This is a genomic window from Streptomyces sp. NPDC101110 (assembly GCF_044759525.1).
In the GTDB taxonomy this organism is placed as follows: Bacteria; Actinomycetota; Actinomycetes; order Streptomycetales; family Streptomycetaceae; genus Streptomyces.
Map to the genome: position 1 here is coordinate 541671 of NZ_JBIVZM010000005.1, position 21035 is coordinate 562705.

The following is a 21035-nucleotide window of genomic DNA, read 5'->3' on the forward strand; positions in this document are numbered from 1 at the left end:
GGGCGGGGGCGCTCAGTCCTCCCAGTCACCGCCCGGGGAGGACGCGCGGCGGCGTCCGAAGAGGTTCGGGTTGGTACGGGCCGCCTGGACGAGGTTGACGCCGACGATGCCCGCCCAGGCGACCAGCATGCCGGGCAGACGGGCCACGCCCCCGCCGATCGCGGACAGCGGCACCGCGAGGACCAGGGAGACGATCCCGAAGCCGAACCGCTCGCCCCAGGAGTCCGTGGCCCGTGGCGCACGCGAGTCCCGCGCCGTCTGCATCTGCTGCTCGGCGAGCTGCCGCCGCACCCGGCGCTCCACCGCGCTGTCGATGCGCTGGTCGACCTTCTCAAGGAACGATTCGACCAGCGCCGACTCGTACTCCTCGCCCAGATCCCTGCGGGCGTGCAGGGTGGCGTCGAGTTCCTTCTTCAGTTCGGTGTCCCGCGCGTCCATTCCCGTCATGCGCCCCACGGTAGAAAGCGCCGCCGCCGGCCGCACTGGGGTTAGCCCCCCTGTTCCCCAGGGGCCTGCCGGTCCGACCGCCGAGGGCGCCCCGGCCTCCTTCGAGTGCGAGGTCACGGGGCGCGGGGTGGATCGACGTCGAACGCCGGCTGGCGCTCCGACATCTGCGCCTGAGCACCCCGTCCCACCCGCCGTCGGCGACTGCCGGCGGCTTCATCACGGCAGTCCATGCGTGCGACGGGTGGTACGGGCCCCGGACACCTGTCACGGACTCGAGAAGACGACGCTGGCGAAGGCCAGCGCCTGGCTCTGTCCCGCGGAAAGAGTCCCCAGCGCTTCTCCCTGGCAAGCAGGGCTCGGATAAAGCGTGGCCGTCCGGTCGGTCAGATTGCGGGCGCACCCGTTGTTCGTCACCTGAATGCAGGTACCGCTGGGCGGGTCAGTGAGCACGACCTGCAGCTTCGTGTAGGCGTGTGTGTAGTGGAACTGGCCGGTCGCGGCGTGGGCGGTGGCGGGGATTGCAGTCACCGAAAGGACGCCGGCGGCGACCACACAGGCGGAAAGCCGCTTCACTGTGAGCTCCCGCTGCCGCGGGGTACCGGGCAGCGGGTCACGGCGCGGTGAAGAGGGCGCTGGCGAAGGCCAGGCTCGCCGTGCCCTTCGGCGGCAGCGTGCCCAGCGGTTCTCCCTGACAGGCGGGACTGGGATAGAGCGTGACATTGCTGTTGGTGTTGTTGGTGACTGCGCCGTTCGCCGTCGTCTGGATGCAGGAGGCGTCGGCCGGGTTGGTTACCGTGACGGTCAGTTTCGAATAGGCGTGCGTGTACAGAAACGCCCCGCTCGCCGCCTGGGCGCTGGTCGGAACGGCGACGCTCAGCAGCGCGGCAGCACCGGCAGCGGCCATGCCGACAGGGAAACGTCTTCTCACTGTGTCCTCCTGTGAGGAGAAGGGTCTCTTTCCTCAACAGATACGGCAGACCCGCCGCCTCAGCCCTTCGAGGCACTCCGTTCGAGTCCCATGACGATGACTCGCCTGCTCCCAGCGGGGCGCCGGGGACACATCTCGCAAAAGGCGCTCACCGCGCTGACGGCCTTGTGCCTGCTCCAGCCCGGCAGAACCGTCCAGATGGCGCCCCCGGCGCTCGATGAACCGGCGCTGCTCGGCGGCCGGTTCAGGAGCCTGCGTCGCGGATCACGGATGACACCCTGACATCCCCCGGGAGGTCCGGCATAAAGGAGAATGCGTGAAAACGGTCACGGATTCCGGACGGAACGGCCCGTGTTGATCGGTCCCCGTGTCGAAGCGCCGGTGGAATCACATCCGACATCACGAGGATGCGGGGGAATCCGCGGGAACGGGAATCACGCGGATAGTGCACGGATCAACTTCAACGCGGAGCGCCATATGAGGTAGATGGCACAGCGCCGGTCACGGTTGTCCAACTCCAGCACTATCCGGCCCAACTTCCCCTCCCTCCAGGGTGGTAGACAACACCGCCCTGTGGAGGGATCAAACCGCTGTGCGCGCACGGCAGGGTGAATGCGTCCCCCTACGCATCGGCCTAAGGACTCAACGCGCGTGCGCAACAGTCGAATAGCCCTCTTCCTGGCGGTCAGCGCAGTCACCCCGCTGGTTCCCGTGCTCACCCCGGCCACGGCATCCGCCGCCGAGAACACCCTCCGCCCGTATCTCCAGCAGAAACCGGCCTGGCACCGCTGCGATCGGGCGATGCCCGCCTCCTTCCAGTGCGCCACGATCAAAGTGCCGCTCGACTACGGCAAACCCGGTGCCAAGAAACTCGACCTCGCGATATCCAGGATGAAGACGAGTACCAAGAGGGAGCGGCGCGGCGTGCTTCTCCTCAACCCGGGCGGCCCGGGCGGCCCGGGCGTCGACATGCCGCAGTACATGGCAGGCGAACTGCCCAAGGCCGTGAAGAACAAGTACGACCTCGTGGGCTTCGACCCGCGGGGCATCGGACGGAGTTCACCCGTCGGCTGCGGCCTGACGTCCGACGAGCGGAACTGGGAACGGCCCTACAAGGCCGAGACGTTCACCAAGGACGTGAAGTGGGCCCGGACCGTCGCCGAGAAGTGCGACAAGAAGCAGGGCGACAGACTGCGCCACATCACCACCCGCAACACCGCCCGGGACATGGACGTCATTCGCGCCGTGCTCGGCGAGAAGAAGATCTCCTACCTCGGATACTCCTACGGCACCTACCTCGGAGCCGTCTACACGCAGATGTTCCCCAAGCGCGCCGACCGCTTCGTGCTGGACAGCGCGGTCGACCCGGCCCGGGTCTGGCGCGGGATGATCCAGGTCTGGGCGGAAGGTGCCGAGCCCGCCTTCACCCGCTGGACCGAGTGGACCGCCGCGCGGCACGCCACCTACAAGCTGGGCCGTACTCCCGAAGCGGTCCGCAAGACCTTCTACGGACTGGTCGCCCAGGCCGACCGCAAGCCCATCGACCTCGACGGCACGCTGCTGACCGGCGACGACATCCGTCTGGGCTTCCGGGGCATGTTCTTCGGCACGCGCGAGGCCGCCGAAGCGGTCGCCGAGCTCAAGAAGGCCGCCGCCGGAGCACCCTCGTCCGCCGACCGGGAACTCAGGACGCCCGAGCCCGTTGCGCCTTCATTCGGCCGGACGGTGCCCGAGGACAACGGCGACGCCGGCTTCTGGAGCGTCGTCTGCGCCGACACGCGCGCCTGGCCGCGCGATCCCGAGCAGTACCGCAAGGACGCGATCCGGGACAAGGCCGAGTACCCGCTGTACGGCGACTTCGCCTCACACATCAAGCCGTGTGCCTTCTGGAAGAAGAGCGGCAGCGAGCCCGCGACCCGGATCGGCAACAAGGTCGGTGCGCTGATCCTCCAGAACGAGTGGGATTCCCAGACGCCGCTGACCAGTGGCCAGGGCCTGCACCGTGTCATGAAGGGATCGAGGATGGTCACGGTCGCCGGAGGTGTCGGACACGGCATCTACGGCACCAAGTCGTGCGCCGACAAGACGGCCACCGCCTACCTGACCACCGGAAAGCTCCCCCGGAAGGACCTGACCTGCAAGGCCGCTCCGGCCGCGGACGAGCGCAACACCCCCAACCGACTGCCGCTCCCGACACCCCGCGGCATCCCGGGGATGGTCAGCCGCTTCTGACTTCAGGAGCCCTCGGCGGGGCCCGGCGGTCGGCGGGCCCCGCCGAGGGACCACGGTGCCGGGACCACCGCCGGGGGCTGCGCGACCGGGCGCGCCCGGTGCCCGGGAGGCAGGACCTGGATGCGCTCGGCCCTACCGCTCCAGGACCAGCCCCAAGAAACCCGCTTCGAGCCCGTTGTTCTCCTCCGAGTGGAGACAGCTCCTGTCCGGTGTGCCGTCCCGGGCGAGTGTGAGCTGGTGGCAGGCCGGCGTCCTCAGCCCTGTGGTGTCGGCCTCGGCCACGACCTGCCCGCCCCCCTGGTGGCGGGCCTTTGTGCGTGCACTGCCTCCCACGTGAAGAGCGGCCATACCCCCGCATCGCCTCTCCCACCGACGTCCGGAGACGCCTGAGTGACGTCTGAGGACGCAGATGCGCTGGATAACTGCGGCCAGTTTGTGTGATGGCTGTGACTGAATCATGGTCCATGTGAACTGGGGGATCAGCGTGGCACCGCGTGCGGCACGTCATCGGCGTTCGCCGAAGCGTCGCTTCCTGGCCGCAGACCTGTCGACGACGCCCTCCTGCGCACCGGCCGACACCGGAGACCCGGCGGTGATCCGGCACCAGGAGACCCATCCGGACACGCTCAGGTCCGTCCCCGGACCCTGGCCTGCGTCGGCTCCCCACCCCGCACCGCCCGCTCGGCGGTTCCCACTCACCACTCCGTGAAGGAGACACATGCGCAAGCGCGCTGCCCTCGCCGTACTCACCGCCGTCGCCGCGGCGGCAGGGCTCGCCGTTCCCGGTGCCTACGCGGACGACAACGTGGGCGACATCCAGGTCGACGGTGTCGTCGTCAACGGCGGCAAGAACATCGTGGTCGACACGGCCGACAAGACGATCACGGTCTCGGTGACGGCCTCCGACCCGTCGGGCATCTGGGACGCCGACTTCACCCTGTGGCGGGGCCCGGACGGCACCGACCCCTACTACAGCGCCGAGGGCCTCATCGATCCCAACGAGAACACCACCCCGGCGGACTGCGTCGCCTCGAGCAGTACGACGTCGACCTGCTCGAAGACGTTCACGTTCGAACCGGACTGGTGGCTCACGAACGCCGACGCCGGCACCTGGAAGGTCCAGGCCCAGGTCTCGGCCAACGACGGCAGCTACACCGACCGGTGGGCCTACACCACCACCCGCCTCCAGCGGCACTCCAAGCTGGTCGTCAACGCGAGCCCCGAACCGATCGTCAAGGGCAGGACCCTCACGATCACCGGCAAGCTCAGCCGGGCCAACTGGGACACGCTCGACTACCGGGGCTACACCAACCAGCCGGTCAAGCTCCAGTTCCGCAAGGCCGGTGCCACGACCTACACCACGGTCAAGACCGTGTACACCAACAGCACCGGCAACCTGGCGACCACCGCCCTCGCGTCCGAGGACGGCTACTGGCGCTGGAACTTCGCGGGCACCACCACGACCCCGGTCGCCGTGGCGACCGGCGACTTCGTGGACGTGCAGTAGCCCGGACGCCGTCGAACTCGCACGGCGAGCACGGGCAGGTGCCCTCGTCCCTCGCAGGGGGGCGGGGACACACCTCGGGGCCGTTGACCGTGGCGGCCGGAAGCCCGGTCGGCCCAGGCCCGTCCCGGGGACGGCCCGGGCGGTGACCCGTACGGCACACGGTGGTCGCACCGCACATGTCCCCGGGGCGGAGCCCTCGATCACCGATGCGGCGGCCGGCGGCTCCACCGACCGGAGCTCGGGCAGGGTCGAGCAGGCCGGGACCACCGGTCCGGCTTGCCGGTCTGCATATGCTCATGCAGAATCCTCAGCTACTGAATAGGCGAGGGGGAGCACGTCATGAGCGTGACCGACAGCCCTGCCGCGCGGCTGCAGGCGCTCTTCGAGGGCCACCGGCTGACGCCGACCCAGCGGCGCATCGCGCACAGCATGGTGCGGCGCGCCGCCGACGTGCCGTTCCTGTCGAGCGTGGAGCTCGCCGAACTGGCCGGGGTCAGCCAGCCGTCCGTGACCCGCTTCGCCGTCGCCCTCGGCTTCGACGGCTACCCCGCCCTGCGCCGCCACCTGCGCGAGGTCGCCCCCGCCGAACCGGCCGAGGAGGCCGGGGTCCACAACGAGTACCAGCAGGCCGTCGAGGCCGAGATCGCGAACCTGCGGCACCTGGCGGAGGCCCTGGCCGACCCCGCACCCGTGCAGCGCGCGGGACGCCTCCTGGCGGCCTCCCGTCCGCTCCTCGTCCTGGGCCTGCGGGCGGCCGCCGCCCAGGCACACGGCTTCGCCTACTTCGCCGCCAAGGTCCACCCCGACGTACGGCTGCTCGGCGAGGGCGGCACCATGCTCCAGGACCGCATCGACGCCGCCGTCCGGGCCGGGGCGAGCGCACTGCTCTGTTTCGCGCTGCCCCGGCACCCCCGCGAGGTCGTCGACACCCTCGGCTACGCGAGGGAGGCCGGGCTGACCGTCGTCACGGTCGCCGACTCCGCCTTCGCACCCGTCGCCAAGGTGTCCGACCTGCTGCTGCCCGCCGCCGTCGGCACCGGCCTCGCCTTCGACACGGCCTGTGCGCCGATGCTGCTCGGCCGGGTCCTGCTGGAGGCCATGTGCGACGACCTGCCCCAGGCGCAGTCCCGTCTGGAGGAGTTCGACGCGAAGGCAGCGGCGCGGGGCCTGTTCGTCGACTGACCGCTTGCCGCGCGGCTTCTCAGACTCGTCTCAGATTGCGTCGCTAACCTTCGGCTCCCCAAGGCTTCGGAGACCGGACGGAGGCTGGACGTGACGCGCGGAGGACAGGGACTGGCCCGGGTGGCCGTCGTCGTACGGGCGGGGGCGGCCCCGCTGTGGTGGCTGGGCGTACTCGCGACGGGCATCGGCCTGCTCGCACCGGGCCTGACGGGACGCCGTATCGGGGTCCTCGCCGGAGCGGCCCTCTTCGTCCTTGCGGTGGCCTTCGTGGGCCTCGGCCGCCGCAAGCGCTACGTGGCCCTGGCCGCCTCCGCGTCCCGGGCCGGGAAGCACGACGTACTCCAGGACCGCGCGGTCACGGTGCGCAACTGGCGCCGGGGACACCGCTGGTGGCTCCTTCTCGCCTTCCTCGCCGCCCTGGGCAGCGCCTTTGCCGCCCCGGCGGCCGGGGGCATGCTCCTGGCCGGCTGCGGCGCGGGCCTGTGGCTGAAGTCGGCCTGGCTGGGCCGCCGGGAGCGGGACGCGGACGCGCTGCTGTGGGTCCGCGTGGACTGGCTGCGCGGTGGAGCGGCCCACCCGTCCGGCAAGCGCGTCAGGGCGTATCGCAGCACGGGCATCGCGGCAGGGGACGCCGCGCCGGGAGGAGCCCGGAGGAAGTCACCGGCGCTGGTGTGACGCCTGTCCGTCAGGGGCGCGGGGAACTGCGCGAACGGCCACGACGCACCCGCAGGCCGCCGACCGGCGAATGCCCCTACGGCGCCTCGGTCAGTGCGTCCACATGCATCCCACCCGACTCGGCGACGACCTCCTCCACGGTCTGCGCCCGCCGCACCACCGGGAACCGCCCGCCCGGCCCGAACCCGTACACCCCGGGCCGGACCAGCGAGTTGTACCCGTAGTGGTGCGCGAAGTAGTACGCCCCGGTGTCCAGCGCCGCCGCGTAGTCCCCCTGCTCCAGCAGCGGCATGGACCGCCCCTGCGCCAGCAGGTCCCCCGCGAAACAGGCCGGCCCCGCGACGTCCTGTACCACCACCGGCCCGTCCTTCGGCCGCCCCTTCGCGTCGTACGCGAAGATCCGCAACGGCCAGCTCTCCGGCGCGTACACCGTCCGTGCCGCCACCTGGACCCCCGCGTGCGTCACCGCCACCGCCCGCCCGCCGGAGGCCTTCGCGTACTCGACACGCGCCACCACCGTCCCGTGCTTCGCCAGCAGTGACCGCCCGAACTCGGTGACCAGCCCGTACCGCCCGTCGAACAGCCCCGGCACGTGATCGGCCAGCAGCCGCGCGTACTGCGTGTACGTCGGTGTCGTCTCCTCGGAGGCGAAGTTCACCGGCAGGCCGCCGCCGATGTCGAGCGTGTCGACCTGCTGCCGCCCCGCCCGTCGGTTGATCTCCTCCGCCAGGGCGTACGTCTCGGCCACACCCCGTGCCATCAGGGCCGGCGGGATGCCCTGGGAGCCGGTGTGCGCGTGCAGCCGGGTCAGCCACGGCCGGTCCAGATACGCCTGGACGACCCACTCCCTGGCCCCCTCGTCGCGCAGCGCCACCCCGAACTTCGAGGTGGCCGTCGCGGTGGACAACGCCTCGATGGAACCCCCGCCCACCTGCGGATTCACCCGGATTCCCAGAGGGGAGCGGCTCGTCGGCGTCCGCATCAGGGCGTCGATGCGGTCCAGCTCCTGCGGGTTGTCCGCGTTGACGGCGATGCCCAGCGACAGCGCCTCGCGCAGCTCGGCCGGCGTCTTCGCGGGCGAATCGAGCACCGTCATGTCCGACGGCACTCCCGCGGCCCGCGCCAGCGCCAGCTCACCCGGGCTCGCGACCTCCGCGCCCACGCCCTCCTCGCGCAGCAGCCGCAGGACCGGCACCAGCGGGGTCGCCTTCACCGCGAAGGCGTGCAGCACAGGCGTGCCCGGCGCCACCACCGCCTCGAACGCCGCCCGCAGCCGCGCGACCGACTCCCGGATGCCGGTGACGTCCAGCAGCCCGACGACGGGGCTGTCGGGCCCCAGCAGCCCTTGCTCGACGGCGGCCCGCACCGCCTCGTCCCGCCGGGCCGCCCGCCCGGCCCCGGTGTCGCCCGCCTCTTCCGCCTCGATGTGTGCGCCCATGCATCCAGCCAAACACCCGCGGCACCGCCGCGCCGACACCCCGACGTATTGACTAGCTCTATTCATGAGGCCAGGATGTGAATAGAAGCAGCAACATCCCGCGCCGGGAGCACCCACCAGGAGGCAGACCATGTCAGGACCCCGCCCCGTCCGAGCACCGCGCGGCACGGAACCGAGCGCCCTGGGATGGCAGCAGGAAGCCGCCCTGCGGATGCTGCAGAACAACCTCGACCCCGAGGTCGCCGAGCACCCCGACAAGCTCGTCGTCTACGGCGGCACCGGCAAGGCCGCTCGCGACTGGCGCTCCTTCGACGCCATGGTGCGCACGCTGAAGGGCCTGAAGCAGGACGAGACCATGCTGGTCCAGTCCGGCCGTCCCGTCGGCGTCATGCAGACCCACGAATGGGCCCCGCGCGTCCTCATCGCCAACTCCAACCTCGTCGGCGACTGGGCCAACTGGGAGGAGTTCCGCCGCCTCGAACACCTCGGTCTGACCATGTACGGCCAGATGACCGCCGGTTCCTGGATCTACATCGGCACCCAGGGCATCCTCCAGGGCACCTACGAGACCTTCGCCGCCGTCGCCGCGAAGAAGTTCGGCGGGACCCTGGCCGGCACCATCACCCTGACCGCCGGTCTCGGCGGCATGGGCGGTGCCCAGCCGCTCGCCGTCACGATGAACGACGGTGTGGCGATCTGCATCGACTGCGACCCGCGCGCCATCGAGCGCCGCATCGAGCACCGCTATCTCGACGTGAAGGCCGACAGCCTGGACCACGCCCTGAAGCTGGCGACCGAGGCGCGCGACGCCCGCCGCCCCCTCTCCATCGGCGTCCTCGGCAACGCCGCCGAACTGGTCCCGCAGCTCCTCGCCATGGGCGCCCCCGTCGACATCGTCACCGACCAGACCTCCGCCCACGACCCGCTGGCCTACCTGCCGCTGGGCACCGCCTTCGAGGACATGGCCGACGCCGCCGCCAAGGACCCGGCCGGCTTCACCACCCGGGCCCGCGAGTCCATGGCCCGGCACGTGGAGGCCATGGTCGGCTTCATGGACGCCGGCGCCGAGGTCTTCGACTACGGAAACTCCATCCGCGGCGAGGCCCAGCTCGCCGGATACGACCGGGCCTTCGCCTTCCCCGGCTTCGTCCCCGCCTACATCCGCCCGCTGTTCTGCGAGGGCAAGGGCCCCTTCCGCTGGGCCGCCCTGTCCGGCGAGGCCTCCGACATCGCCAAGACCGACAAGGCGATCCTCGACCTCTTCCCGGAGAACGAGTCCCTGGCCCGCTGGATCAAGATGGCCGGCGAACGCGTCCACTTCCAGGGCCTGCCCGCCCGCATCTGCTGGCTCGGCTACGGTGAGCGCGACAAGGCCGGTGAGCGTTTCAACGACATGGTCGCGAGCGGTGAGCTGGCCGCGCCGGTCGTCATCGGCCGCGACCACCTCGACTGCGGTTCCGTCGCCTCCCCCTACCGGGAGACCGAGGCCATGCTCGACGGTTCCGACGCGATCGCCGACTGGCCGCTGCTGAACGCCATGGTGAACGTCGCCTCCGGGGCGTCCTGGGTGTCGATCCACCACGGCGGCGGCGTCGGCATGGGCCGGTCCATCCACGCGGGCCAGGTGACCGTGGCCGACGGCACGGCGCTCGCGGGCGAGAAGATCCGCCGGGTACTCACCAACGACCCCGGCATGGGCGTCATCCGGCACGTCGACGCCGGGTACGACATCGCCGAGTCGGTGGCGGGGGAGCGGGGCGTCCGCGTCCCCATGCGCGAGGGTGACTCGGCGTGACCCAGGACACCGGCGGCTCCTTCCACCGGATGTGGCGCGAACTGCTCCCGCTCGGCCGGCATCCCGACTCCGGCGGCTACCGCCGGTTCGCCTGGAGCGGCGTCGACGGCGACTGCCGCGCCTGGTTCGAGGACCAGGCCACCGCCCGCGGGCTGCGCTACGAGATCGACCGGAACGGCAACCAGTGGGCCTGGCTCGGGGACCCCGCCGAGGGCGACGCCGTCGTCACCGGGTCGCACCTGGACTCCGTGCCCGACGGCGGCGCGTTCGACGGACCCCTCGGCGTCGTGTCCGCCTTCGCCGCCCTGGACGAGCTGCGCGGCAGGGACGCCCGCTTCGAGCGGCCCCTCGCCATCGTGAACTTCGGTGACGAGGAGGGCGCCCGGTTCGGGCTGGCCTGCGTCGGGTCCCGGCTCACCGCCGGGCAGCTCACCCGCGAACAGGCGCACCGGCTCACCGACGGCGACGGCGTGACACTGCCCCGGGCCATGGAGGCGGCCGGATACGACCCGGACGCCATCGGCCCGGACCCCGAACGGCTCGCCCGCATCGGCGCCTTCGTCGAGCTGCACGTCGAGCAGGGCCGCGCCCTCGACCTGTCCGGCGACGCGGTCGGCATCGCAAGCTCCATCTGGCCGCACGGCCGCTGGCGGTTCGACTTCCGCGGCGAGGCCAACCACGCCGGCACCACCCGGCTCGCCGACCGGCACGACCCCATGCTGTCCTACGCCGAGACCGTCCTCGCCGCCCGTCGCGAGGCCGAACTCGCCGGGGCCGTCGCCACCTTCGGCAAGATCGCCGTCGAGCCCAACGGCGTCAACGCCATCCCTTCCCTGGTACGAGGCTGGCTCGACTCCCGTGCCGAGGACCAGGCGAGCCTCGACACCGTCGTCGGCGGCATCGAGAAGGCGGCCCGCAGTTACGCGGACGCGCACGGCGTCGACCTCGACGTCATCCGTGAGTCCTTCACGCCCGTCGTCGAGTTCGACCACGCCCTGCGCGACGAACTGGCCCGCATCCTCGGCACGGACACCGGCCTCAGGGTCCCCGTCCTCGGCACCGGCGCCGGCCACGACGCCGGGATCCTGTCCGGGAGCATCCCGACCGCCATGCTGTTCGTGCGCAACCCCACCGGCGTCTCCCACTCCCCGGCCGAGTCCGCGGGCGAGGACGACTGCGTGGCCGGGGTACTCGCACTGGCCGACGTACTGGAAGGACTGGCGTGCAGGTGACGACAGCAGCCCCGCGCACGTACTGGCTCGAGCACGCCTGGCTCGGCACTCACGTCGAGCCGGGTGTGGCCCTCGACGTCCAGGACGGCCGCATCACCGCCGTCCGCACCGGCACCCCCGCCCCGCCCCCCGGCGCCGAGGTCCTGCGCGGGCTCACCCTGCCCGGCCTGGCCAACGCCCACAGCCACGCCTTCCACCGCGCCCTGCGCGGCACCGTCCAGGTCGGCTCCGGCACCTTCTGGACCTGGCGCGAGGTCATGTACGCCACGGCCGACCGCCTCACCCCGGACCGCTACCACGCCCTCGCCCGAGCGGTGTACGCCGAGATGGCCCTGGCCGGCATCACGGCGGTCGGCGAGTTCCACTACGTGCATCACGCCCCCGGCGGCACCCCCTACGCCGACCCCAACGCGATGGGCGAGGCACTGATCGCGGCCGCAGCCGAAGCCGGGATCCGCATCACCCTCCTCGACACCGCCTACCTCTCCTCCGGCTTCGGACAACCCCCCACCACCCACCAGCTCCGGTTCTCCGACGGCGACGCCGAGGCCTGGGCCGCACGCTCTTCACTTCTCAAGGAACGGGATCACGCACGGATCGGCGCGGCGATCCACTCCGTACGGGCCGTGCCCGCCGACCAGTTGGCGACCGTCGCACGATGGGCCGAGGAGCGGCGGGCCCCGCTCCATGTGCACCTGTCCGAGCAGACCGCCGAGAACGAGGCGTGCCGGGAGATCCACGGCTGCACCCCGGCCCAGCTCCTCGCCCTGCACGGCGTCCTCGGACCGCGCACCACCGGTGTCCACAACACCCACCTCACCGCCGAGGACATCTCCCTCCTCGGCGGCAGCGGCACCGGCACCTGCATGTGCCCGACGACCGAAAGGGACCTCGCGGACGGCATCGGTCCGGCCGTGGCCCTACAGAACGAAGGCTCACCGCTCAGTCTCGGCTCCGACAGTCACGCCGTGATCGACCTGCTCGAAGAGGCCCGGGCGATGGAGCTGAACGAGCGGCTGCGCACCCGCACCCGGGGTCACTGGACGGCGGCGGCCCTCCTGCGGGCGGCCTCGGAGGACGGCCACGCGGCCCTCGGCTGGGACGAGGCGGGCGCCCTGGAGGCCGGCGCGCTCGCCGACTTCACCACCCTCGCGCTCGACTCGGTCAGGACGGCAGGGCCGCTTCCGCGGCTCGGGGCCGAGACGGCCGTATTCGCCGCGTCGGCAGCGGACGTGTCGCATACGGTCGTGGCAGGCCGGCACGTCGTACGGGACGGGGTCCACTGCCTCGTACCGGATGTGCCGCGGGCCCTCGCGGACGCCGTCGAAGCCCTGCGCGGATGACCGCGGGCCGCCCGCAGGCGCGGCCCGCCTCCGCCCCCGAACCCGCCCCCACCGCCGACCAGGCCACCAAGGACGCCATGAGCAACGCGACGACCGTCAGCCCCGCCCACTCCGCGAGCACCGCAAGCACGCTCATCACCAACATCGCAGCCCTGGTCACCAACGACCCCTCCTCCGGTGACGGTTCCCCCCTGGGACTGGTCCGGGACGCGGCCGTCGTCATCGAAGGCGACCGCGTCGTGTGGACCGGTGATCAAAGCAAAGCACCCGCCACTGACAATCGGGTCGACGCGGAAGGCCGGGCCGTCCTGCCCGGCTTCGTGGACTCCCACTCGCACCTCGTCTTCGCGGGCGACCGGACTCAGGAGTTCAACGCCCGCATGTCCGGGCGGCCCTACAGCGCGGGCGGCATCCGCACCACCGTCGCGGCCACCCGGGCGGCGAGCGACGAGGAACTCGAGGCCAACGTCACCCGTTACCTCGCCGAAGCCCTCCGCCAGGGCACCACGACCTTCGAGACCAAGTCCGGCTACGGCCTGACCGTCGAGGACGAGGCCCGCGCCCTGCGCATCGCCGCCGCCCACACCGACGAGGTCACCTACCTCGGCGCCCACATCGTCCCGCCCGACCACGCCGAGGACCCGGCGGCCTACGTCGCCCTCGTCACCGGCGAGATGCTCGACGCCTGCGCCCCGCACGCCCGCTGGATCGACGTCTTCTGCGAGAAGGGCGCCTTCGACGGCGACCAGGCCCGCGCGATCCTCACCGCCGGCAAGGCAAAGGGCCTGCACCCCCGCATCCACGCCAACCAGCTGTCCTACGGCCCCGGTGTGCAGCTCGCGGTCGAGCTCGACGCGGCCAGCGCCGACCACTGCACCCACCTCACGGACGCCGACGTGGACGCCCTGGCCGCCGGCCGTACGGTCGCCACCCTGCTGCCCGGCGCCGAGTTCTCCACGCGGGCCGCGTGGCCGGACGCGCGGCGGCTGCTGGACGCGGGCGTCACGGTCGCGCTGTCCACGGACTGCAACCCCGGCTCGTCCTTCACCTCGTCCGTCCCGTTCTGCATCGCCCTGGCGGTACGGGACATGGGGATGACCCCCGACGAGGCCGTGTGGTCCGCCACGGCGGGCGGGGCCGCGGCCCTGCGGCGGGACGACGTCGGGCGCCTCACCCCGGGCGCGTACGCGGACCTGACGCTCCTCGACGCGCCGAGCCACGTCCACCTGGCCTACCGGCCCGGCGTCCCCCTGGTCAGCGGGGTGTGGCGGCGCGGAGTGCGCGTGGTGTGATCACCGTTCGGTGAGAATGAGGCGCCGCGCGGGCGGCGACGGGCATCACCGGAGGGCGGGGCGGATGTTGAAGCACTGGTCGGCACCACTCGTGGTGAACGTGCTGCTCGGGATCCCGGGCGTGGTGCCGTTCTGGCTGCTCTGGTACCTCGCGGTGAACGGCCCGCTCGCCGAGGCCGGCTGGACCGTACGGGAACCCACCGAGAACGACGGCATGGCCCTCTGGCTCGTGATCGTCGTCCCCGTCGTCACGCTGTACGGCCTGGTCTGGTGGCTCGCCAACAGGCCGCTGCGGCGCCGGACGGCACTCGCTCCGTACACCTACTGGCTGCTGAGCCTCGCGGCCCCGCTGCTGCCGGCGACGGCGCTGTTCCTCAACTCCTGAAGGGCCGCCGCCGGTCCCAGGTGGCACGCGCCCGGGGGCGGGCCGTCCGGCCCGCCCCCGAGGGACACGTTCACCCGGGTCGAGGATCACTCCTCGACGGTCAGCCCCTTGCGCAGCCGCACCAGCGTCCGCGACAGCAGCCGCGAGACGTGCATCTGCGAGATGCCGAGCTCCTCGCCGATCTCCGACTGGGTCATGCCCGCGACGAACCGCAGGGACAGGATCTTGCGGTCGCGCGGCGGCAGTTCGGCAATCAGCGGCTTCAGCGACTCGACGTACTCGATGCCTTCGAGCCCGTGGTCCTCGTAGCCGATGCGGTCCGCGAGCGCGCCCTCGGAGTCGTCCTCCTCCGGCTGGGCGTCCAGCGAGGAGGCGGTGTAGGCGTTCGACGCGGCCATGCCCTCGACGACCTCGTCGTTCGAGATGCCGAGGCGCTCGGCCAGCTCGGCCACCGTGGGGGCGCGGTCGAGCTTCTGGGCCAGTTCGTCACCGGCCTTGGCCAGGTCGAGCCGCAGCTCCTGGAGCCGCCGCGGGACGCGCACGGACCACGAGGTGTCGCGGAAGAAGCGCTTGATCTCGCCGATGATGGTCGGCATCGCGAACGTGGGGAACTCCACACCGCGGGACAGCTCGAAACGGTCGATCGCCTTGATCAGGCCGATGGTGCCGACCTGGATGATGTCCTCCATCGGCTCGCTGCGGGAGCGGAACCGGGAAGCGGCGAACTTGACCAGCGCGAGGTTCAGTTCGACGAGCGTGTTGCGGACGTACGAGTACTCGAGGGTGCCTTCCTCCAGCGCCTCCAGACGCTCGAAGAGGGTCCTGGACAGGGCCCGGGCGTCGACCGCGCCGACTTCCTCGTACGGGGGGATGTCCGGAAGTCCGGCGAGAATGCCGTCCTGTGTGACGAGCATCTCGTCCTGCTCGATGGGATCCAGATGTTCCGGAAGGGGTGTCGACGTCGCTTTGTGGGTACGCGATCCGTCGAGCCGGGGTGACATGATGTCCTCCATCGTTCTCGGCATATGGCTGCCGGAGCCGTTAGGTGCACTGCGGTGTGCGGCGCCTCCAAAGCCGGCCGTGTCGGGTACGTGTCCTTACTAGGCCTACCCGCTTTCCCGAGCCCACCGCAAGTGCGTTCTGTGGGCATATGTCCGTTTGTGTGTAGTTGTTCGGGTGTCGGACCGTGCGGGGAGGGCGTAGTGTTCGAGGGCGTCAGCAACCACCTCGACGTCGGGAGAGAGAGACGGCATGGACCGCGGGACGGTCGGCAGCGCACAGTCTGGCCGGCTTCTGGTGGAGGTGCGGGAAGAGGGCTCTAGTGCCGTCGTGACCCCGGCGGGTGAGTTGGATCACCACACCGCCGATCTGTTGCGTGAGCCACTCGAGGACTGCCTCGCCAAGGGCTTCAAGCGCCTGGTCATCGATTGCGCACGCCTGGAGTTCTGCGACTCCACGGGACTCAACGTGCTCCTCGGTGCGCGGCTGAAGGCGGAGGCCGCCGGTGGCGGCGTCTCCCTCGCCGGCATGCAGCCGGTGGTGGCGCGCGTGTTCGAGATCACGGGCGCGGATGCGGTCTTCAGCGTCCATGACTCGCTCGAGGCGGCCCTGGCCGACGAGCCGGGCTGACCGGCGGTGCGTCGGCGCGTGGTGCCTCGGCGATCCCTCTGTGACCGGTATCGCGGCTCCGTCACGTCTTTCGTGCGGAATACATGGGTGTTCACCCCGTCCCCCAGGGCAGGAGACATCCTGAACCTGTCGGGCGCCGCGGTGGCAGGGGCGCCGCGAGACCGACGTGCCGCGCACTGCGTGACGGACGGTGTAGTGATTTCTTTGAATCGTGAACTGGTGAATCGGTGAGGTGAAGCGCTGATGAGCACCACCCGGCCTTACCCGCCGGGCGACCGCGGGCCGGAGCCCGGCGGCGCTTCCGGGGCGTCCGAGGGTGGCGTAGCGGCGGCCGGCACGGCCGGCGAGGGTGCGGGAGCGCCGTCCGGGGCCGCGGCGCCGCCGGGGGGCCCGCAGGTGCGCCGGCTGAGCTTCGACGACGAGAGCGGCGTCGTTCCGCTGGCCCGCGACTTCACCCGCCAGGCGCTGTACGCGTGGGGCTGGCTGCCGGCCGCCTCCGCCGACCAGCGGGCCGCCGCCGAGGATGTGCTGCTGGTCGTCTCCGAGCTGGTCACCAATGCCTGCCTGCATGCCGGGGGGCCGGACCAGTTGCGGATCAGCTGCGACAACAAGGTCATCCGCCTCGAGGTCACCGACCGGGGCACCGGACAGCCGGCACCCCGCAACCCGCACCGCGCGGGGCGCCCGGGAGGCCACGGCATGTTCATCGTCCAGCGGCTGTGTCTGGACTGGGGCGTCGTCCGCACGCCCGGACTCTCCGGCAAGACGGTGTGGGCGGAACTGGGCGCGCCTGCGTGATTCCGGGGGGCCGTGTTCGGTCGGGGCGGCCCGCCTGATCTCTGTGCATCCGTGTGATCCCGGCGTGCCGGTCCGATCTCGGCGTGCCGGTCCGATCTCGGTGTACCGGTCCGATCTTGGTGTACGGGGTCGATCCCACCGGTGCATCGGTCCGATCTCGGCGCGCCCGCCTGATCTCGGCACACGGGCCTGATCCCGCCGCACCGGCCTGATCTTGGTGCACCGGGCCGGGTGTCCGGCCCGGTCCGGCGCAGGTCTCCGGGGGCGTCCGAACGGGTGCCGCTCCCGAGCGCTCCGCCGTGCACCTCCGGCGACGGCCCCGGCCCGGCTTCCGCCGCACATCCCCCCATGCGTCATACACCGCACGCCGGATCCGCACAGATCCGGCGTGCGCCGTCTCTTCCTTCCTCGAGGCCCCGGGCGTACCTTGACGGCCCTATCTGATGCACCGTCAGGAACAGGAAGGGGAGCGGCACCGTGTCGTACCGGAAACGAACCGCCGCGCTCGCGTCCGCCGCGGCCCTGGCCGGCTCGGCGGCTGTGTGGATGACCGCCCCCGTCGCCCGGGCCGAGGTCGTCGACGTCAACTACCAGTGCAAGACGCCGATCGGCGACAAGAGTGCCGTCTCTCCCATCGACATCAAGAGCGTCGAGCGCGGCGACGGTTACCGGATCACCATGTCCTGGCAGAAGGGCGTCTCCTCCAGCCCGGTCGAACTGGGCAAGGGCGCGATGACCCCGAGCGCCACCATCGCCCTCGGCGGCGCCGACAGTGGCACCCTGTCGGTGACCGGCCCCGCCAACGACGCCGCGATCCCGGCCAACACACCCATCAAGATCAGCGATCTGAGCGGCACGTACATGCCGAAGAAGAGCGGCGAGGTCACCTTCACGGCCGGTGTGCTCACCATCAAGGCGCTCGGCACGACGACCATCTGCACCCCGACGAACGACCCGGGCCCGTCCCTCACGCTCGACGTCACGGCCGCGAGCGGCGGCGGCGCCTCGGGATCCGCCCAGGGTGGCGGCTCCGGCGCGGACACCGGCGCCGGCCTTCCGCAGACCGGCCCCGAGGACTCGGCCATCGCCCTCGGCACCCTCGGCGGCACGGTCCTGCTCGCCGGCGCGGCGGGCACCCTGTGGCTGACCCGACGTCACCGGGACACTCGGACAGGCCATTGACAGGAGCGCCCCTCCCGGCAGCCCCGCCGGGCACACGACTGCCGGTGCCGTCACGGGAGCGCTCCTGCGGCGGGTGCACCGCGCCGGGTGCACGATCGCCCGTGCCGTCACGGGAGCGCTTCTCCTGGCAGGTGCATCCCCGAGCGCACGACCGCTGGAGCCGCCCATGCCGCTCGCCGTCCGTGTTCCGTATCTCCGTCTCTCACTGCCGGTTCTGCTGGCGCTGCTGCTGGTCCTCGGGAGTCCCGGGTTCGCCGGGGCCGTGGACCGGCCCGTCGTCGAGCTGTCCAAGACCCAGGCGAGCACGGGCGGTTCGGTCACCGTCCGTGGCAGCGGCTGGCGGCCCCGGGCCCTGCTGACGCTGCTGGTGTGCGGGCAGGCCGAGCCGAAGCGGGGGGTGACCGGCGGCACCAACACCTGCGCCAACGCCGAGGGCCGGGCCGTCACCACCGGCGCCGACGGGCGGTTCCGCCGTGAACTGCCCGTCGTGGAGCCGCCGGTGCCGTGTCCCTGCGTGGTCCACGTGGCGACCGTGACGGGCGCCGAGGCCGAGGCCGACGCGGCCCTCCAGGTCGCGGGGCACGCGGTCGAGCCGCTGCCGGCGGAAGCGGCCGGCGGACGGCTGTCCCTGCTCGCGGACACCCGGCTGCGCGGCTCCGGCGGTCTGCTCACCTGGTTCGGCTCCCCGCCCGCCCGGACCCTCGTGGTCACCGTCGGCAACGTCGGCACGTCCCCGGTGCGGAACCCGGTCTTCCAGGTCGGCATCGCGCACGGCGTGTACGCCCCCGAGTGGCAGGACCAGCGCTGGCGCGGCACGATCCGGCCCGGCGGCAAGGCCCGTATCGAGCTGCCCGTGGAGCTCGGTGCCGGGGCGCACGGCGACTACACGGTGTCTCTGAAGTACGGCGGCAAGGTGCTCGCCGAACACCCCTGGGGTGTGGGCCGTCCCTGGGGCGTGACCCTGTTCTGGGGCCTCGTCCTGCTGGTCGTGCCGGTGGCGCTGTTCCGCGCGGGGCTGGCGGTGATCGACCACCTGCGGCCCCGCCGTCCCGGCCACGCGGCGCGCCCCGCCCGGCGCCTGCCGCTGCCCCCTGCCCACCGGCCCTCCGTCACCCCCTGGTTCGCCCCGGACGGCGATCCACCGGGATCGACCGGGACATGAGGAAGGGCCGTCACACCCGGGGGTGTGACGGCCCTTCTGTCCGAGTCAGGCTGCCGTCCTCATCAGTGGACGTCGCCCATCAGGGACTTGACCTTCCTGCGGTACATGTACACCGCAAGACCCGCGAGCACGGCGAGCACCGCCTCCGCGGCGACCGCACCGGTGCCGCTCAGGTCCACGCCGCCGACGGCCGGGTTGGAGAGCAGGCCCGTCACCGAGTCGCCCGCCGTGACCGCGAGGAACCAGACGCCCATCATCTGGCTGGCGTACTTGGCCGGGGCCATCTTCGTCGTCACGGACAGGCCGACCGGCGAGAGGCACAGCTCACCGACGGTCTGAATCAGGTAGATGCCCACCAGCCACATCGGGCTGACCAGCGTGTCGCCGCCGGCCATGCCCAGCGGCAGCAGGAAGAAGAAGAACGAGACACCGATGAAGAACAGCGCCGCGGCGAACTTGGCGACGGTGCTCGGCTCCTTGCCCTTGCGGTTCAGCCACAGCCAGAACCAGGCGAAGACCGGGGCCAGCGCCATGATGAACACCGGGTTCAGCGACTGGTACCAGGAGGACGGGAAGTCGAAGCCGAGCAGCGAGCCGGAGGCCTTCGTCTCACCGAACGCCTGCACCGTGGATCCGCCCTGGTCGTAGATCATCCAGAACGCGGCGGCCGCGACGAAGAACCAGATGTAGCCGGTCATCTTCGACTGCTCGACCGTGCTGAGCTCCTTGTCCCGCTTGATGCGGATCAGCACACCGGCCGGGATGACCAGGCCGATGACCGTCAGCGGGATCATCGCCCAGTTCAGGGTGAAGTGACCGGTGAAGCCGACGACGCCGTAGAAGACGGTCGCGACGATCAGCCACAGCAGGCCCTTGCGCAGCCAGGACGTGCGCTCCTCGGCCGCCAGCGGCTTGGGCACGACGTTGCTCTGCGGGCTCAGGTGACGGGTGCCGAGGAGGAAGGCGATCAGGCCGATGCCCATGCCGACCGCGGCGAGACCGAAGCCGAGGTGCCAGCTCACCTGCTGGCCGACGGTGCCGATGATCAGCGGGGCGAAGAAGGCACCCATGTTGATGCCCATGTAGAAGATCGTGAAGCCGCCGTCACGACGCGGGTCGTCCGGGCCGTCGTAGAGGTGGCCGACCATGGTGGAGATGTTGGCCTTCAGCAGGCCCGAGCCAAGGGCCACCAACGCCAGACCGGCGAAGAAGGGCGCCTGGCCTCCGGGCAGGGCAAGCACCAGGTGACCCGCCATGATCGTCATGGCCGCGATCGCCACCGTCTTGCGCGGTCCCCAGACGCGGTCGCCGAGCCAGCCGCCGGGCATGGCGAGCAGGTACACCATCGACAGGTACACCGAGTAGATCGCCGTCGTCGTGGCGAGGTCCATGCCCAGACCGCCGCCCATGCTGCCCTTCTTGGCGTCCGGACCGCCGGAGAGCAGGTACACGACGAGCAGGGCCCGCATGCCGTAGAAGCTGAACCGCTCCCACATCTCGGTCATGAACAGAGTGGCCAGTCCGCGGGGGTGGCCGAAGAAGGTCTTCTCGGAACCGGGGGTGCCCGGTCGGGCCGAGTCCTTCGTCAGGCTGGACGCCATGGTCGTTCCTTGCTGCTCGGGACGCGCCCCGCATGCAGCGGTGACGCGCCCGGTGGGGGTTGCCGGCACCGGCGGGTACGGCCGTCCGTCCGACGCCTACGGGGGTTCGCTCCGGGTCACGGAGTGATGGGCGGTCGCCGCCGGGATCCACGCCTCTACGCGCGTCGCCGCACGCATGAGGCCCGGCCACAGGTCGTTACACATCGG

19 protein-coding genes are annotated in these 21035 nt (G+C 71.5%); 13 read left to right on the forward strand and 6 right to left on the reverse strand.

The annotated features are described in order from the left end of the window. Positions 1–12 precede the first annotated feature (12 nt). From ACIQU3_RS14990 to ACIQU3_RS15000, 3 genes are all read right to left on the reverse strand, one after another. Positions 13–438 (reverse strand): hypothetical protein, encoded by a 426-nt coding sequence (locus tag ACIQU3_RS14990; protein ID WP_403733428.1) that lies wholly within the window; start codon positions 436–438, stop codon positions 13–15. A gap of 273 nt (positions 439–711) precedes the next feature. Further along, entirely contained in the window at positions 712–1020 is a 309-nt protein-coding gene (locus tag ACIQU3_RS14995) for a hypothetical protein (RefSeq protein WP_403925259.1), read from the reverse strand. 37 nt (positions 1021–1057) lie between these two features. After that, positions 1058–1351, reverse strand: a complete 294-nt coding sequence (locus ACIQU3_RS15000) for a hypothetical protein (protein WP_403733200.1) — start codon at positions 1349–1351, stop codon at positions 1058–1060. 675 nt (positions 1352–2026) lie between these two features. Between ACIQU3_RS15000 and ACIQU3_RS15005 the strand changes: the two genes are divergently transcribed. From ACIQU3_RS15005 to ACIQU3_RS15020, 4 genes are all read left to right on the forward strand, one after another. Further along, positions 2027–3607, forward strand: coding sequence for an alpha/beta hydrolase (locus ACIQU3_RS15005; protein ID WP_403733203.1), 1581 nt, complete (start codon positions 2027–2029; stop codon positions 3605–3607). Between the two features lie 718 nt (positions 3608–4325). Next, complete coding sequence (locus ACIQU3_RS15010; RefSeq protein ID WP_403925261.1) at positions 4326–5114, forward strand: calcium-binding protein; 789 nt, start codon at positions 4326–4328, stop codon at positions 5112–5114. 339 nt (positions 5115–5453) lie between these two features. Next, on the forward strand, positions 5454–6296 hold the full coding sequence (locus ACIQU3_RS15015; RefSeq protein WP_234846903.1) for a MurR/RpiR family transcriptional regulator: 843 nt from the start codon (positions 5454–5456) through the stop codon (positions 6294–6296). A gap of 90 nt (positions 6297–6386) precedes the next feature. Beyond that, positions 6387–6971, forward strand: coding sequence for a hypothetical protein (locus ACIQU3_RS15020; RefSeq protein WP_403733210.1), 585 nt, complete (start codon positions 6387–6389; stop codon positions 6969–6971). Positions 6972–7047: 76 nt separating this feature from the next. Here ACIQU3_RS15020 and ACIQU3_RS15025 read toward each other — a convergent pair whose 3' ends face one another. After that, positions 7048–8409, reverse strand: a complete 1362-nt coding sequence (locus ACIQU3_RS15025) for a diaminopimelate decarboxylase (protein WP_403925264.1) — start codon at positions 8407–8409, stop codon at positions 7048–7050. A gap of 130 nt (positions 8410–8539) precedes the next feature. Here ACIQU3_RS15025 and hutU point away from each other — a divergent pair, with 130 nt between their 5' ends. From hutU to ACIQU3_RS15050, 5 genes are all read left to right on the forward strand, one after another. Continuing rightward, positions 8540–10204: a urocanate hydratase gene (gene hutU, locus ACIQU3_RS15030; protein ID WP_403733220.1), complete on the forward strand. Its 1665-nt coding sequence runs from the start codon at positions 8540–8542 to the stop codon at positions 10202–10204. A 29-nt stretch (positions 10205–10233) separates the two neighbouring features. Further along, positions 10234–11436: an allantoate amidohydrolase gene (locus ACIQU3_RS15035; RefSeq protein WP_403733431.1), complete on the forward strand. Its 1203-nt coding sequence runs from the start codon at positions 10234–10236 to the stop codon at positions 11434–11436. Beyond that, positions 11427–12779, forward strand: coding sequence for a formimidoylglutamate deiminase (locus ACIQU3_RS15040; protein WP_403733223.1), 1353 nt, complete (start codon positions 11427–11429; stop codon positions 12777–12779). The genes ACIQU3_RS15035 and ACIQU3_RS15040 overlap by 10 nt, the downstream gene beginning before the upstream one ends. Then, positions 12776–14071: an imidazolonepropionase gene (gene hutI / locus ACIQU3_RS15045; protein WP_403733226.1), complete on the forward strand. Its 1296-nt coding sequence runs from the start codon at positions 12776–12778 to the stop codon at positions 14069–14071. The genes ACIQU3_RS15040 and hutI overlap by 4 nt, the downstream gene beginning before the upstream one ends. 64 nt (positions 14072–14135) lie before the next feature. Next, the gene (locus ACIQU3_RS15050) at positions 14136–14456 is read left to right on the forward strand and encodes a hypothetical protein (RefSeq protein WP_403733228.1); all 321 of its coding nucleotides are present in this window, start codon (positions 14136–14138) and stop codon (positions 14454–14456) included. 86 nt (positions 14457–14542) lie between these two features. Here ACIQU3_RS15050 and ACIQU3_RS15055 read toward each other — a convergent pair whose 3' ends face one another. Further along, a complete protein-coding gene (locus ACIQU3_RS15055) occupies positions 14543–15469 on the reverse strand; it encodes an RNA polymerase sigma factor SigF (RefSeq protein ID WP_403733233.1) in 927 nt (308 codons plus the stop codon). A 238-nt stretch (positions 15470–15707) separates the two neighbouring features. Here ACIQU3_RS15055 and ACIQU3_RS15060 point away from each other — a divergent pair, with 238 nt between their 5' ends. From ACIQU3_RS15060 to ACIQU3_RS15075, 4 genes are all read left to right on the forward strand, one after another. Next, complete coding sequence (locus ACIQU3_RS15060; protein ID WP_403733236.1) at positions 15708–16085, forward strand: STAS domain-containing protein; 378 nt, start codon at positions 15708–15710, stop codon at positions 16083–16085. A 243-nt stretch (positions 16086–16328) separates the two neighbouring features. Continuing rightward, complete coding sequence (locus tag ACIQU3_RS15065) at positions 16329–16883, forward strand: ATP-binding protein (RefSeq protein WP_403733239.1); 555 nt, start codon at positions 16329–16331, stop codon at positions 16881–16883. Positions 16884–17360: 477 nt separating this feature from the next. Then, a complete protein-coding gene (locus ACIQU3_RS15070; protein ID WP_403925268.1) occupies positions 17361–18065 on the forward strand; it encodes an LPXTG cell wall anchor domain-containing protein in 705 nt (234 codons plus the stop codon). Between the two features lie 166 nt (positions 18066–18231). After that, positions 18232–19227 (forward strand): hypothetical protein, encoded by a 996-nt coding sequence (locus tag ACIQU3_RS15075; RefSeq protein ID WP_403925271.1) that lies wholly within the window; start codon positions 18232–18234, stop codon positions 19225–19227. A 62-nt stretch (positions 19228–19289) separates the two neighbouring features. Here the strand turns inward: ACIQU3_RS15075 and ACIQU3_RS15080 are convergent, their stop codons facing one another. Further along, a complete protein-coding gene (locus tag ACIQU3_RS15080) occupies positions 19290–20828 on the reverse strand; it encodes a peptide MFS transporter (protein ID WP_403733250.1) in 1539 nt (512 codons plus the stop codon). Between the last annotated feature and the right edge of the window lie 207 nt (positions 20829–21035).